11 protein-coding genes are annotated in these 14,799 nt (G+C 71.0%); 5 read left to right on the top strand and 6 right to left on the bottom strand.

Going from position 1 to position 14,799, the window contains the following annotated elements:
* The 6 genes from ON34_RS38235 to ON34_RS33985 all read right to left on the bottom strand — a co-directional run.
* Positions 1-923: recombinase family protein (locus ON34_RS38235; protein WP_218003952.1), on the bottom strand; the 923-nt coding region annotated here is incomplete at its 3' end.
* Between the two features lie 2 nt (positions 924-925).
* Entirely contained in the window at positions 926-1,243 is a 318-nt protein-coding gene (locus ON34_RS30345) for a hypothetical protein (RefSeq protein ID WP_157172519.1), read from the bottom strand.
* A gap of 359 nt (positions 1,244-1,602) precedes the next feature.
* Complete coding sequence (locus ON34_RS34260; RefSeq protein WP_063821773.1) at positions 1,603-4,572, bottom strand: PrgI family protein; 2,970 nt, start codon at positions 4,570-4,572, stop codon at positions 1,603-1,605.
* Positions 4,569-6,461 (bottom strand): TrbL/VirB6 family protein, encoded by a 1,893-nt coding sequence (locus tag ON34_RS30335; protein WP_157172518.1) that lies wholly within the window; start codon positions 6,459-6,461, stop codon positions 4,569-4,571. Before ON34_RS30335 ends, ON34_RS34260 begins: the two co-directional genes overlap by 4 nt.
* 2 nt (positions 6,462-6,463) lie before the next feature.
* Entirely contained in the window at positions 6,464-6,871 is a 408-nt protein-coding gene (locus ON34_RS30330; protein WP_245548272.1) for a pilin, read from the bottom strand.
* Positions 6,862-7,869 carry a hypothetical protein gene (locus tag ON34_RS33985; RefSeq protein WP_157172517.1) on the bottom strand — a complete coding sequence of 336 codons (1,008 nt, stop codon included), beginning with the start codon at positions 7,867-7,869 and terminating at the stop codon, positions 6,862-6,864. Before ON34_RS33985 ends, ON34_RS30330 begins: the two co-directional genes overlap by 10 nt.
* 465 nt (positions 7,870-8,334) lie before the next feature.
* Between ON34_RS33985 and ON34_RS33980 the strand changes: the two genes are divergently transcribed.
* The 5 genes from ON34_RS33980 to ON34_RS30300 all read left to right on the top strand — a co-directional run bounded on the left by ON34_RS33980 (position 8,335) and on the right by ON34_RS30300 (position 14,793).
* Positions 8,335-9,039, top strand: coding sequence for a hypothetical protein (locus ON34_RS33980; protein ID WP_051023355.1), 705 nt, complete (start codon positions 8,335-8,337; stop codon positions 9,037-9,039).
* 93 nt (positions 9,040-9,132) lie between these two features.
* Complete coding sequence (locus ON34_RS30315) at positions 9,133-10,158, top strand: TRM11 family SAM-dependent methyltransferase (RefSeq protein WP_040786068.1); 1,026 nt, start codon at positions 9,133-9,135, stop codon at positions 10,156-10,158.
* On the top strand, positions 10,155-12,680 hold the full coding sequence (locus ON34_RS30310) for a type IV secretory system conjugative DNA transfer family protein (RefSeq protein ID WP_245548271.1): 2,526 nt from the start codon (positions 10,155-10,157) through the stop codon (positions 12,678-12,680). The genes ON34_RS30315 and ON34_RS30310 overlap by 4 nt, the downstream gene beginning before the upstream one ends.
* Positions 12,681-12,758: 78 nt before the next feature.
* Positions 12,759-13,769 carry a replication-relaxation family protein gene (locus ON34_RS30305; RefSeq protein WP_040786065.1) on the top strand — a complete coding sequence of 337 codons (1,011 nt, stop codon included), beginning with the start codon at positions 12,759-12,761 and terminating at the stop codon, positions 13,767-13,769.
* Between the two features lie 7 nt (positions 13,770-13,776).
* Positions 13,777-14,793: a C40 family peptidase gene (locus ON34_RS30300; RefSeq protein ID WP_051023354.1), complete on the top strand. Its 1,017-nt coding sequence runs from the start codon at positions 13,777-13,779 to the stop codon at positions 14,791-14,793.
* Positions 14,794-14,799 lie beyond the last annotated feature (6 nt).

Genomic DNA, 14,799 nt, shown 5'->3' with positions numbered 1-14,799 from the left:
TAGCCGGTGTATTTGGGGTTGATCAGGATCTCGCGCACCGACGATCGCGTCCAGCATCCCCGGGCTCGCTCAGGCCGGTTCGGTTGCGGGGGCGGGTAGCGGTCGAGGTCGATGTTCAACCGCGCCGCGATCACTTCGTAGGCGAGGTGTTCGTCGTGTCGCAGCTGGAAGATCCGCACCACCGCCGGTGCGCGTTCCGGGTCCACGACGAGTCGGGATTTGGTGCGTCCCTCTTCTCGTTTGGCCGCGACCGGGTGCGGGACCCGCTCGTTGAGGTAGCCGTAGAGCGGTTTGCCGATGTTCCAGCCTTGTTTGGCGTGTTCGCGGTAGCCCTCCCAGGACTGTTCGAGAGTGTGGCGCAGGAACCATTCGGCCACACCTTGTTTCATGCGCCGCACCAGGATCTGGGTGGCGCGTTTCTCCGACAGCGAGATCGGCCCCTCATCTGCGGCGTACAGCGGCACGCCAACGGTTTCCAACTCGTGTTCGAGCTGAGTGGACTGATGGGTCCACCGCGCGGCGCGTTCGATCTCCTCCACCACCACCGCCTCGAACCTGCGATTGGGGTGGCGTGCTTCGGCCAGCAGGTCGGCCAATCCCCCGTCGCGGGGAATCGGGATGTCGAACGCCTCGTGCGCGTTGCCGAGACCGCGCAGTTCGAGGTCTTTGCGGGAGGACTCCACATCGTAGAAGAACGCCACGATCACGAACCCGGACGGTAATACCTTGCGGCAGTTGTCCAACTGGCGCGGCAGCGACAACGTAGGGTCCTGCAAGTCCCGGGTCGAGGTCCGCAGGAACACCGCCACCGGTACCGGCGCGGAACCACCGATCCCCAGCACCCCCGGTCCGGGAGAACCGACAAATCCGGGCATACCCGCGTTCACGAGGCTCGCGCCGCCGGGGCCTGTGTATTCGGGCATGATCACGCTGCTTTCTCGTCATCGATGTCCCGGTCGGTGTCGAGGTCGACCACCGCCGGGACGGGATAGGTGGGTGCCGCCGCCGGGTCCTGGCTCGCCAGCCAACGCAGCAGGGCGGTGATCGCTTTGGCTTGGTTGGCCGCGATCCGCTGCGCCTCGGGGCCGTGGACGTAGCGGATGCGGAACGACGCGGTCAGCCCGCCCGCGTGTGTGTCGCCCCCTGCCGGTACCGGCCCGCCTGCGGGTCGGCGCGACTGGGACGGCCCACCGGGGCGGTGTAGCGGCGTAACCGTGTGCCTGCCTGAGGATTCGCTGTCCATGAACACCTCTTCTTTCATTACCGACCGTGCGCCACCACGCCCACTGCGGGCGGCGCGGTTCCCGGGCATCGCTGGTTCCTGTGTCCGGGTGTCCGATCGGTCGGGGTACCGGGGGTCTATCAACGCTCCGTAGGTGTCGAGTCGTCAACTGTCTTCTCGCCCAATGTTTCTGACGCCGCACCGACCGGAACCGACCGACGGCCCCGCCACGCCCCGCCATCGCGCCCAGCGACCGGATCGGGGGCCGGAATCACCCGGCACGCCACCGGCTGCCCCTAGGTCGTGTGCGGCGAATCGCGGGCACCGCCCGCGACGCGCGGAGACGACGGTCGGTGGAACGGGAACGCCCGAATCCGCGCTCACGCCACCCACCCGTCCACAACCACCTCTTCCCCGGCGTCGTCGTCGGCATCGTCATCGCCGAGACCTGCGGTTGCCGTGGCGGTGTCGCCGGGGTCGGGTTCGGTGAGCGGTGCCTGTGGCCGGACCCGGTCGAGATCGATGTCGGTGTCGACGCTGTCGCTGGTGGCGAGTTCGCTGGGGTCGGTGGTGATCAGCGCGTGTTCGGTGGGTGAGGCCAGCGACCCGAACACAGCGCGGTCGGTGCCCCCGACAGCGACCAGGCCGCTGCCGCGACCGGCGGAGAGCAGGAACTGCTGTTCGCCCTCGGAGAGCCGGAACGCGGCGGCGATCTCGTCGATGGCTTGAGGTGCCTGACGCAGCAGGACCTGGGTGGCGGCGTTGGACACGATCGCACGCCCCAGTTCGGTGGAGAGCACGTCGGCGCAGTCCTGGGTGGCGACGGTGATTCCGGCCCAGTGTTTGCGGAAACTTTTCGCGGCCCGGAACAGGAATTGCGCTCCGGCGGGCTGGCGCATGAGCAGCCACGCCTCGTCCACGGTGATCATGCGGGGCCGCCGGTCGGCCGGGCTCGACACCCGCCGCCACGTCGCGTCCAGCACCAGCAGGGTCCCGATCGTCTTCAACTCCTCAGGCAGCTCCCGCAGGGAGAACACCACCAGCCCGCCCTCGGAGTCGGTGGTGGTAGGCCCGTCCAGCAGCTCGGCATAGGCTCCGCCACCGACGAAGGGATGCAATCCGGCGGCCAACTCCCCGGCGGCGGGCGAGGCAAGCCTGTCCAGTTGGTCCCGCAATCGGCTCAGGGTCGGGGCGGGCCGGGTCCAGGTGGCGGGGTCGTCGGTGATCCCGGCAGCGGCATAGGTGGCGGCCAGGGCGGTGTCCAGGGCTGCTCGCTGCGCGGAGGTCTGGTCCCCGAGCAGGACCTGGACGAGGGTGTGCAGGAAAAGTTTCCGTCGTGTGAGGGCGTCGGCGGGGGCGCTGCGGCGGCCGTCGGGGCGGGTGTGGATTTCCAGGTCGAACGGGTTGAGCCGTTGTCCGGGAGCGCCGAGTCGGATGTGGATACCGCCGACCGCTTCGGCGAGGCGGCGGTATTCGTCTTCGGGATCGATGACTACTTGCTCGATACCGCGATACAGCGAGCGCAGGACCTCGGTCTTGACCAGATACGACTTGCCAGCGCCGCTACGCCCCAAGATCACCATGTTGTGGTTGTGCGCCTCGGGGGCGAACCGGTCCACGAACAACAGCCCCGAGGCGGCGTCGCGGCCGTAGAGCACACCCTCGGGGCGCGCGGCCTGGACAGGGTCGGCGACCGGGAGTTGGGGCGAGTCGAAGGGGAAGGCCGCGGCGAGCGCGGTGGTGTCGAAGGTGCGCCGCACCCGGATCAAATCCAGGCCCAGCGGCAGGGTGGTGGCCCAGCCTTGGGCGGCGCGGTAGGACAGGGTGCAGGTGTCCACGAGCAGGCTCGCGGCCAGCGCCCGCACGGCGGCGACCTCGTCGGCCAGCTCGGCTTCGGTGTCGGCGTGGACGGTGAGGTACACCCCTACCCGGAACAGCCGCGCCTCCGCTCGCGCCACCCGCGCCGACAATTCGGCGGCGTCTTCGACCGCGACATCGACCTGCGGGTCGGACAGACGGCCCCGGCCCGTGTCGTGCATCCGGGAGGACTCCAGCCGCGCCAACTGGTGGCGTAGCCGGGTGGCGGCGGTGACCGGATCAACCGGGTCGATGTGTACGGCGACCTCGACCCGCCCGGGATGCGACAACAGCGGTGCGAGCCAGCCCGCCGTCACCTCGCGTGGATATCCGGTGACCGCGAGAGTCTCTGCCCAATCACCACCGATCTCGAGGTGCCGGGTGCCGATCGTCAACGACTCCGGCGCGAACCCGGTGTCGAGCGCGAATGGGTCGGCGGGAGCGGTGTCGGTGTCGGCGAATCCAGCGGCGCTGGTGACGATGGCGTTGCGGCCAGCGACGTCGGCGGCGGGCGACACGAGACCTTCGGGATTGCAGCAGCCGCTCAGGACAGCGGCAGCCTGCGCGTCATCGAGGGCGGTGACCGTCACTCCCAACGGGGCGAGGACGTCGGCGGCCTCGTTCATGTGACGCAGCAGGCGCGACTCGGCCCCACGACGCGCGGCAGCCGAGAAGCCGCGGCGAGCCCGGCCACCTCCGAACAGCCTCGCACCAGGCGAGGTCGCGGCGGGTGTATCGAGAGGTTCGCGCCACACCAACAACACCTGGCGACGAGTCAGGTGCTCCCCGGCCGCCAGCTCGGACAGGTGAGCGGCGTGATCGTGAGCGGCGGCGGCCAGGTCCGGGGACATGTCCTGCGTGGCGTTGTGCAGGGACGCGAGGTGGGCGGACAGGTCCAGGCGTGCCGAGCGTATGAGGATCTGGACGGGTTGGCGCAGGGTGTGCAGCCAGCCCGCGAGCTGTCCGACGAGGCTGTCTTGTTCGGCGGGGGTACGCAGGGCGAGGTTGAGAGTGGTCGCGACCGCGACGACAGCCAGCCCGTCTCCCCCGAGGTCGATCACCCCGATACCGCCCCCACTGGGGGTGACCGACTCCGGTAACCGCAACTCCCGTGCGGTCAACGCCGCCGGAACCGGCGTGCGAGGCCGGCCTCGCACGGCCCGGTCGGTGACCCACCTCGGCCCCGCGAGCACGCCCCCTTCGGATTCGGTCACGAGGTGACGTGACCGGAGGCGGTGTCGGATCGCGGCCAGGAGCAGCAGGTCTGCGGAGAGTCCGTCGCGGCGGGTGAGTACTGCGACGGTGACCACGGCGGCGATCGGGGTGGCGGCGGCCAGGAACACCAGCGGCGCGACCACGGCCCGGGTCGCGATCCATGCCGAGTACAGCAGCAGTGCGGTGGTGGCGAGGATGGCGAGCTGGCGGGCGGTGAACGGCCCGAGCAGTCGGTCGCTGCGCTCGACATCGGCGGGGATGCGCACGGTCGTGGTCATCGAAGTTTTCCTCCTCGGGGAGCGCGGGGGGTGCGGCGGCGCACGGGCAGGTCGGGTAACGGCAGATGCAGTTGCCGCCCGGCCGACCGCACCGGTGCGGGCGGGGGTGGTTGGGGTGGTGTGCGTGGTGGCGGTGCGGGTTTCGCGCGGGTCACCGGGAACGGCAGCGGGTACTGGCCGCTGCGTGTCGGCCGGAGCCGCTCGTAGGGGTCGGCCGGTGGCGGTGGCTCGAAATCGAACGCGAGCTGTTCGGGTCGACGGCCTCGCGGCACCGTCGCACGCGCTGGCGCGGGTGGAGGTTCGGGCGGTCGTGTGGGCTTGACTCTGGTCACCGGGATCGGCAGCGGATACTGACCGTCGCGGCCGGGACGAGTCCCCCGGTAGGGGTCGGTCGGGGTGAAGTCGAACGCGAGTTGCCTCCCGCGCGGCGCGCGGGCCGGACGAGCCGAGGCGGTGCTCGTCGCGTCGGGGTGCGCGGCGTGGTTCGAGTTCGGTGGCCGCCGGACCCGGCGCACGCCTTCCAGGGGCAGCATCAGCTGGCCGTCGCGGGTGGCGCGTACCCGCGCGTAGGGGTCCGGTGGCCCGGTCGTCGCGGCCCGGCGCCGGGGTGCTCGTGGCTGGCGGGGTGGGGCCGCACCCGCACGCGCCCCGCCGGGGGTGTGCCCGCCGCCTTTGAGGAGGCCGAAGGTTTTGTAGACGACGTAGCTGCGCGCGATCGAGCCGAGGAAGCTGCGGCCGTGCCCGATCCGCAGCACCGATAGCAGCCAGAACGGGGTCTTGATCAACACTCCCATCAACGCGAGTGCCACGATCAGGTCCACGATCCCGCCTGCGTTGGGGCCGAAGAACTCCCACCCATCGGGGGTGAGGAACACCCGCAGCATCGTCACCAAGGTCAGTGACTGCACCACCTGGATCGCCAGGCACGCCGCGAACGATCTCCACCACCACCGCGCCACCGCCTCGGTGCCCGGCAGGGCATGGCACATCAACGCCAAAGGAGCGGCGACGATCAGCAGGACGGTGACCGCGACGCGCACCACGTAGGCGACCAGCAGCACGACCAGCATCACCATCAACGCGACCATCAGCAGCAGCGCGAAGATCCCGCTGTTGCCGCCGGTCGCGGTCAACTCGGTCAAGGCGGCTGCCGCCGAATTGGAGTCGACGCCGTTCCCGGCGAGGGCTTGGGCGAGGGCGTTGGCGAACCCGATCGCGGTGGTGGCGATGACCATGCTCATCGCTCCGGCGATGAATCCGACCAGCAGCCGTGGTGCCAGCTCGCGGATCGACCACCGGGTCTGCAGGGTCTCCCGCACCATCAGCAGCACCCCGGCCGCCATCACCACCAGCACATACATCGCCGCGACCAGCTGCCACGACTGCGACCACAGTGCTCCCACCTGCGGCAGCTCGCCGGGTTCGGGGGTGGTGAGCAGGGTATGCGAGAGCAATTCCAGCAGCGGGTTGAGCGCGGAGTCGACCAACCGCTGGAAGAACCCGTCGATGGCTTTCGCTACGCACCCGGAGATGTTGCTCACCCCGCACTCACCCGCCCCCGGCCCCGCCGTGCCCGGGGTGGGGGCCGTCGAGTCGGGCACACCTGGGGTGGGCGATGCCGGAGTGGTGGTGGGTGGAGGCGTGACCCAGCGTGACGGAGGCACCGCCGAGGTCGGAGCCGGTGTGGCGGTGGTGGGTGCGGGTGTCGTCGGAGCCGAGGGCACCGGCACGGGCGGCGTCGGTGGTTGCGCGGCGGCGCTCACAACACCGGTGAGGGTGAGCAGCACCGCCGCGAGCACCACCGCCACCGTGGCCGCAGCCGCGCGGCCCGTGCGCGATACCCGCCGCCCGCAGGCAGGCGTGGAGCGGGCGGGAACCGGGGCGCTCACCGTCAGGCCCCGACGATCGACTTGAGGACGGTGACGATGACCGGTGCCAGCATCGCCAGCGCGTACCCGAGGCAGGCCGCGCGGAAGGCGCTCTTGGCCTTCTCCATCTCGGCCGGGTCACCCGCGCCGATGAGGTAGCGGGCTCCGGCGACGGTGAAGCAGACCGTTGCCAGGGCGGCGAGGATGCCGATCAGCCAGTTGCGCAGGTTGTCGAGCACCTGGTCCAGCGAGGACGCGATCGCCAGCACCTGCGGCCCGGGTGGTGAGGCCACCGCCGAACTGGCCGCGACCACCAGGACGACCGCGATCGTGCAGGCGGTCGCTGGGAGCGTCGCCCACCGCCGAACACGAACGACGCGCGCCCGGCGCTGCGGTGTTGGGGCTGTGTCGAAGAGTCGGTTCATGCGCATGAGCGCACCTCCTGGTCGTCGGTGTCGGGGCGGGCCGGTGTGGGCGAGGTCTGCTCGATCGCGCGGCGGCGGGGCTGTGGTGTTCGTGTGCGGTGGGTGGCTCGCCGCCGATCCCGGTGCGTCGAGTCCGTGTCGGCGGCGGCGGTGGCGGTGGCGTGGTTGTGGCTGGGCAGCGTGTTCAGGACGCGGGTTTCGGTGGTGGTGGCGGCTGCGGTGTCGCGGGCGCGCTCGGCCAGCCATGCCACGAGTCGCGCTTCGGCGCGTTGGCGTCGTTTGCGTAACGCCCAGTGCGAGTCGCCGCGTTCGGCGGCCAGGCAGTTCAGCGGGCGGTGCTCCCACCGGGTGAGGGCGATCAGCTCGGCGGCCCCGGCGGTGATGACTCCGTCGGCGACGGCCAGGGCGAGAACGGTCTCGGGGTGACCCGGCTCGGTCACCATCACCCGGCGGTTCTTCGCGCTCGGATCGAGATCGCGGTCGAGGTCGTCGTCGTGGTCGGCGACCGACTCCGTGATCACGTCTTGTTGACGGACAGCCCTGATCGCGGCGCGGTAGCTCGCCCACCGCAGTCGGTGCCACACGCCCGGCTGATCCAGTTCGACGCGCTCGAGGTGGGTGAGGAATCCGGTCAGTACCTCGGACTCGATGTCGTGGCGCTGCGGGCTGGCGGGTGCGGCGAACAATCCGGCCGTGCCCGCGAGCATCGGATACGCCAGGCTCGCGCACACCAGGGTCGCGTCCTCGCCGTAGGCGCGGGACCGCTCGATCAGCCACACCCAGATCTGGTCGACGCGAGCGGTCGGCACGCCGGGCTCGCACAGCAGCGCGCGTAACCCGCGCCACGACTGCACCCTGCTCCACGGGACCGGTTGCGGTACCGGTCGCGGGTCGGCGGGCAATTCCTGCGCGGCGATCCGCTCGAATGCCGAGGACGCCACCGATAAAGGCGAGCGCACCACCCCGATCCGCCATGATGAATTCCCATACTTCGATTCCGTCACCATCTGCTCCCTGCTCGTGGAAAACGCGGAAGATTCCGACCCGACAAGAACACCGGAGACACACCCCCAAAACACACCCAAAACACCCCCGCGACACCCCTGACCCACACCCACGGCCACCCCACTCGGGTGAGTAACCCTCTGGCACACCACCGTTGCGCACCCGTCATACCCTCGCACGCGGCACCTACTAGCAGGGGTTGTGTATGGGCGGGGGTGTTTCGGGGGTGTTTTAGGGGTGGTCGGACATCGGCTGTGGCAACCATTCGGATGCACGCGGAAAAAATATTCTTCTCAACCGGACACGAGGGCGCTCCGCGCTTTCGGAGTAGCGATGCCGAGAGCTGATTCCGAAGCCGCGAAAAACTCGCGCAAAGAAATATCGGTTACAGGTGTCCAAAAATGGCGTTTTCGGCGGGATTACTTCAGTAGAGGCATCTTTCTCCCACCGTCAGGAGCATCCCCATGACTGCGACATCTCGTCAGCGTCCATCCCGGTCCGTCACCGCCACCACCCGCGCGACGGTCCCGGTAGCGGTCCCCTCGACCCTGTGGGCCGCCGGAACCGAGGCCCTCGATCCTAGCGACCGCTGGCCCGAACCGATCCTGTCCCGCGCGGTGCGCGAGTTCTCCGCTCCCGGGTACCGGGTGTTGTTGATCGGCTGGCCCCCTCCCGCCAGTCGCGGCGAACTGCGGGTGATCGAACCGGACACGGCAGCGGCGATGGCGGCGGTGGCGGCGCTGGGCCGCCACAGCGAGGACAACCCCGCCCCGCGCACCGGTGCGAGTGAGCCGGTGGACCTGGTCGTGGTGAGTTTGCTGGCCGATCACCTCGACCCGGTAGCCGCCGCCGAACAGGTCGCCGCGCTCGCGGTCGAGCGGATGGCGGCAGGCGGGCTGCTGGTCGTGCTCGGGCGCTGCCGCCACAGCCGCTCCGGTGTGCTGATCGATCCGGCCGGTGCGGTCGTGGCCGCCGCCCAGGCCGCCGATCTGCTCTACCTCCAGCACATCATCGCCGTGCCCGTCACCGGCACCACCATCACCGCCACACCACCCGCAGACGCACCCGACTCGGGCGCCGATCGGCATCCAGTCGCGCACGCCGTCGCGCACACCGACGTGTTCGCGTTCCTGCTGCCCCGCTCCACCGAGCCCCTCCCGCCGCAGTGACACCTCCCGCCACCCCCACGCCCCCACCACCGCCGTCGAGGGCACACCGAGCCACCACCACCGACCGACCGATCTCGCGAAGGTAGGACCCCGATGACTCTCGACCCCACCACCCCGGACACCACCCATCCCGAAACCCAAGACTCCGGCACCGCGACAGGGACCGGCCCGGCCGCCGTGCCGGTGTCGGTGTGGGCGACCGCCCAGACCGCGTCAGCGGTGCAGCGGCGGGGCCGGTATCACCCCGACAGCGTCAAGCACCCGGCGAAGATGTTCCCCGCGATTGTGCAGCACGCCGTCGCCGCCTACACCCGCCCCGGTGACCTCGTGCTGGATCCGATGTGCGGGATCGGCACCACACTCGTCGAAGCGCTGCACACCGGCCGCCGCGCGGTCGGTGTCGAATACGAGCAGCAATGGGCGGAGCTGGCGCGCACCAATATCGGGCTCGCTCGTGAGGCGGGTATCGATCTCGATGCCGCCGTCTACACCGGTGACGCCCGCAAGCTCCCGACCCTGTTGCCGCAGGAGTTGCGGGGGCGGGTGGATCTGGTGATCACCTCCCCGCCCTACGGCGACTCCACCCACGGCCATGTCCGCGTCCGCGCCGGGGAAGGCGTCCACAAATACAACCACCGCTACGGCGCGGTACTCGATCGCGGCAACCTCGCCAACGTCGGGCTCGGCCGACTGTTGAGCGGGTTCACCCGCATCCTGTCCGGTGCCGCCGAATACCTCGCCCCAGGCGGGCATGTGGTCATCACCGCGCGGCCCTGGCGGCAGCACGCCGAACTGGTCAACCTGCCCGCCCACCTGATCGCCTGCGGCACCCTCGCCGGGCTGGTCCCCGTCGAACGCTGCGTCGCGCTACTGGGGCGACTGTCCGACGGAGACCTCGTCGCGCGCAGCAGTTTCTTCCAGCGCGACTTCATCGTCAAGAACCGCGCGGCCGGGCTGCCCATGCATCTCATCGCGCACGAGGACGTCGTCATCTTCCGCAAGCCCGACACCCCCTCGGCGTCCGCCGACCCCCGGGGTGCTCGCGCGCGACTCCAGTACGGTGCCGCCCCGTTCTGGGGCACGAGCACCACCGCTGGGCCGGGGTCGGTGGCCGCGTGAACACCACCGTGGCGAGTCCCGAGCAGGGGCGGCTGGGCCGGGCTTTGCTCGCGCCCGGCGCGACGCTGCGCGATCTCGCCGCGACGATCGAGCACGCCGTGGTATCCCCAGCCGCGATCGTGGTGGTGCTGGCAGTGGCCGGTGTGCTCGCCGCGGCGCGGGCACTGGCGCGGCGGCGAGGCCGCCGGCTGAGTGCCCAGGCTCGCCAGATCACCGTGCTCACCCCACCCGAGGTCGACGCGAAAGGCGCGCTCGCGTTCTGGTCGCATCTGATCGGACAGCTGCGCCCGGCCTTGGCGCGGCTGCTGTTCGGGCAGCCGCATCTGGGGTTCGAGTACACCGTGACTCCCGAAGAGGGGGCCGCGATCCGGCTCTGGGTCCCCGGCAGCATTCCGCCCGGATTGATCGAACGCGCGGTCGCCTCGGCGTGGCCCGGCGCGCACACCGACAGCACCCGCCCCGCCCGGCCCCCGCTGCCGGACGCCACGGACCGCGCCCGGCGAGTGGCGGCGGGGGGTGAGTTGCGGTTGGGCCGCCGCGAAGGGCTGCCGCTGCGCACCGACTACAGCGGCGATCTGGTGCGGGACCTGATCACCGCCGCCGACGACCTCGCCCCCGGCCAGGCCGCGTGCGTGCAGATCCTCGCGCGCCCGGTCACCGGCCGCCGCGTCGCCCACGCCACCCGCAGCGCCGGGACTGCCGGGGCGGCGGCGGCACCGGCCAGGTTGGTGACGGCGCTGGCGCGCGAGGTGCTGAACCTGATCACGCCAGGACCCATCACCCGGCCCGCCCGCGCCAGCGGCACGGGCGCGGCGTCGGGTGACCGGCAGACCGCGATGGAATACACCGCCGCCGCGCGAGCGGCAGCGGTGAAAGCACGGGGCCCGCACTGGGAGACCATCGTGCGCTACGCGGTGTCGATCCCTGTAGCCGACGACCGAGGCCGAGCCGAGGCGCGGGCGGTGGCACGCGGGCGCGCGGACGCTCTCGCGACGGTGTTCGGGGCCTGCACCGACCACAACTACTACCGGCGACGCCGCCGCATCCGACTCGCCCTGCTGATGGCCGAGCGGCGACTCGGGCGCGGGGACGTGTTGTCGGTGCCCGAACTCGCCACAATCGCCCATCTGCCCACCGACGACGGGCTGCCCGGCCTGCAACGCGCCGGAGCCCGCGCCCTCACCCCGGCACCGCAGATCCCCATCGACGGCCCGCACACGAAACCTCTCGGCCTCGCCGACACCGGTGGCCGCCGCCCGGTCGCGGTCAAGGTCTCCGACGCCCGCCACCATTTGCACATCCTCGGCCCCACCGGCGTCGGCAAGTCCACGCTGCTGGCGCGGCTGATCCTCGATGACGCCGACGCCGGGCGCGGGACGATCGTCATCGACCCGAAAGGCGACCTCGTCACCGACGTCCTCTCACGGCTGCCGTCCCGCCTCGGTGACCGTGTCGTGTTGTTCGACGCCGACTCCACCGCACCGCCACCGTGTGCGAACCCCCTCGACATCGGCCGGATCGGGCGCGCGGGTCTCGACCTGGCGGTGGACAACCTCGTCACGGTGTTCCACCGGATCTTCCACCAATGGTGGGGGCCGCGCACCGACGACATCATGCGCGCGAGCCTGCTCACCCTGTGCGCCCAACCCGGCACCGCCACCCTCGCCGACCTGCCCCGCCTGCTCACCGAACCCGCCTTCCGCAATCGCGTCACCCGCACCACCCCCGACCCGGTCCTGCGCGGATTCTGGGACAGCTACGAACAGCTCAGCGACACCGGCCGCGCCCAACTCATCGGGCCGCTATTGAACAAGCTGCGGGCGTTCCTGTTGCGGCCGTTCGTGCGCGCGGCCATCGCGGGCGGACCCTCCACGGTCGAGTTCGCCGACATCCTCGACCACGGCGGGATCTGCCTGGCGCGGTTGCCGAAGGGCTCGCTCGGTGAGGAGACCAGCCGCCTGGTCGGCTCGCTACTGGTCGCGCGCACCTGGCAGGCCGTCACCGCCCGCGCTCGCGTCCCCGCCGCCGACCGCCCCGACGCCGCCCTCGTGCTGGACGAGGCCCAGAACTTCCTGAACCTGTCCACCCCCGTCGAGGACATGCTCGCCGAAGCCCGCGGGCTACGCCTGTCCCTGCTACTCGCCCACCAGAACCTCGGCCAGCTCTCCCGCGAGCTGCGCGACGGCATCTCCGCCAACGCCCGCAACAAGATCATCTTCGCCGTCTCGCCCGACGACGCTCGCGATCTGGCTCGCCACACCGACCCGTGGCTGTCCGAGCACGACCTGACCCATCTCGATGCCTTCCACGCCGCCGCGCGGCTGCTGGTCGACGGACAGAACGCCCGCCCGTTCACCCTCACCACCCGGCCCTTGCCTCCGCCGACCCCGGGACGCGCCCGCGAGATCGCCGCCGCCGCCCGCGCCCGCCTGTCCACACCACCCGACAACCCCGCGCCCGGCGACAAACCCGCCGTCGCCAGCGGCACCGGACCCGGCACCGGCGACCCCCGGCTCATCTAGACCCCCACAGCCGAGGACAGCGCGCCCCGGCGACGCCGCTGCCCGTGTCCTCGTCTCCTCGAAAGGCTCCCTTCGCTGATGATCGCCCACCCCGATCGGCAAGCCGACCTGCGCGCGCCCCACCCCGCCCGATCCCGGCCCTCGGGGTCGGAGAAGGTCCCGCTGGTGCCGCCGCTGACCGGCCGTGATCGCTGGATCCTGCGGATGCTGCATGAGCATCGCGTCCTGACCACCAACCAGCTCGCCGACCTGGCCTTCCCCACCCCCAAGATCGCCCGCCGCCGGCTGGCGATCCTGCACCACTACCGAGTCCTGGACCGGTTCCGGCCCCTGCGCACCCGAGGCAGCGCCCCCTCCCACTGGGTACTGGCCCCCGCCGGAGCCACCGTGCTCGCCGCGGAAGCCGCCACCAGTGTGCGCGAACTCGGGTACAACCACCAACAGGCCCTCGCCGTCGCCCACAGCCTGCACCTGACCCACACCGTCGGGGTCAACGACTGGTTCACCACCCTCACCACCCACTCCGACCCGGGCGGGCGGGTGACGGCGTGGTGGTCCCAGACCCGCTGCCAGCGGCTGTGGGGTGACCTTGCCCGCCCCGACGCGTTCGGCCGCTACACCCACACCAGCTCCGGCACCGTCCTCGACTTCTTCCTCGAATACGACCTCGCCACCACCGCCCTGAAGCGGGTCGCGGCGAAACTGCACGGCTACAGCGAACTGGCCCGCACCACCGGCGTCATCACCCCCGTTCTGTTCTGGGTACCGACCACCGCGCGGGAGACCAACGCTCGCGACACGGTGCGCAAGAGCTGGGAGCGACTGCCCGACCCCGGGGCGGTGCCGGTCGCCACCGCCGCCGCCGAACTCCTCGCTCTCGTCACCGATCCCAGCCCCGCCGACCGGGTGTGGCTGCCCCTCGACACCACCGGCACGAGCCGCCTGCGCCTGCACGATCTAGCCGCCGTCTGGCCCCGCCGTACCCGACCCGGCAGCGATATCGACGCCGAGCTGACCTCGACCGCCCACGGCGGGCAGGTCATGCTCGCCGCACCACCACCACGTCCGCCGACAATCGAGGGCTGGTGAGCAGGCGGTGCTGGTCAAGGCCCTCGGTGCGGGTGGTGCTGCGGTGGTGTTCTGCGTCGTCGTGATCGCCGCCGTGGTCACCACCGTCATCGTCTACGACCAGCCGCTACTCGCTCCCGCCCCCGGCTCGTCGGCGGGCGCGGGCAGCAACCCGAGTCCGCAGGCGCGAGACGACATCCCACCCGAGCTGCTGGTGCTCTACCAGCACGCCGCAGGCGACTGTCCTGGCCTGGACTGGTCGGTGCTCGCCGCGATCGGCAAGATCGAGACCGACCACGGCCGCTCCCCCCTGCCGGGCGTGCGGTCCGGGGAGAACTCGGCCGGGGCCGCCGGACCGATGCAGTTCCTGGAACCGACCTTCGATGCGGTGGTGGCCCGGCATCCCTTGCCTGCAGGTGGGGCGAGCCCGCCCTCGCGCTACCACCCCAGCGACGCCATCCACGCCGCCGCCCACTACCTCTGCGACTCCGGCGCACCCGCGGATCTGCGCGCGGCGGTCTTCGCCTACAACCACGCCGACTGGTACGTCGACCAGGTCCTCGACCAAGCCGCCCGCTACCGCATCACCCCCTCCGGTGGCGGCGACTGCCACACCATCCAGGCCGCGAGTCCCGCCGCCGCGCAGGCGATCTCCTTCGCCTGCACTCAGCTCGGGGTCGCCTACGTGTGGGGCGGCAACGGCCCCGAGGTCAACGGCGGCTGGGACTGCTCCGGGCTCACCCAGGCCGCCTACCGCGCCGCCGGAATCACCCTGCCCCGCACCACCTACGACCAGATCCACACCGGCCCCCGCAACCCCGAAAACCAGCTCGCCCCTGGCGATCTCGTCTTCTACGGCACCGCCGACAGCAACGTGCACCACGTCGGCCTCTACCTGGGTGCCGGAAAGATGCTGCACGCGCCAACATTCAACGAGCCCGTCCAGATCTCGGATTATCGCTGGCCCGGCGATGACTACTACGCGGCTACCCGACCCGCCGCCGTCGCCTCACCCACACAACCCGATTCGCGCAACTCACCCTAGCGCGCC

Origin of the sequence: Nocardia pneumoniae NBRC 100136, assembly GCF_000308755.1 — a bacterium.
In the GTDB taxonomy this organism is placed as follows: domain Bacteria; phylum Actinomycetota; class Actinomycetes; order Mycobacteriales; family Mycobacteriaceae; genus Nocardia; species Nocardia pneumoniae.
Note: the sequence above shows the minus strand (reverse complement) of the source record. Positions and strands in the feature narration are given on the sequence as shown.